The following is a 253-nucleotide window of genomic DNA, read 5'->3' on the forward strand; positions in this document are numbered from 1 at the left end:
GTGGGATGCCGGCCAGCGGCCGGCACTACTCGCGTCTTCGCGGCGCGACGTCAGCGCAGGATACGGAACCGAACCTGCGTCCAGGCACCGTCGGCGGCCAACGCGGTCAACGTGTGCTCGCCCACCTCGTCGAAATCACGCTGGAACAGTCGCGCGCCTTCGGTGCGGGCGATCCAGCGGTCGTCCAGCAACCAATCGATCGTGGTCTCATTGCCCAGCGCACGCAGTTGCAGGCGCACGCCGTGTTCGGCAT

1 protein-coding gene is annotated in these 253 nt (G+C 67.6%); it reads right to left on the reverse strand.

Annotated elements, in window-relative coordinates; translation table 11 throughout:
- Positions 1–50: 50 nt before the first annotated feature.
- Positions 51–253 (reverse strand): hypothetical protein (locus SB773_RS33265; RefSeq protein ID WP_410594714.1); only part of this gene is annotated, 203 nt, incomplete at its 5' end.

Origin of the sequence: Bacillus sp. SIMBA_074, assembly GCF_046534555.1 — a bacterium.
GTDB classification, from domain to species: domain Bacteria; phylum Bacillota; class Bacilli; order Bacillales; family Bacillaceae_G; genus Bacillus_A; species Bacillus_A mycoides.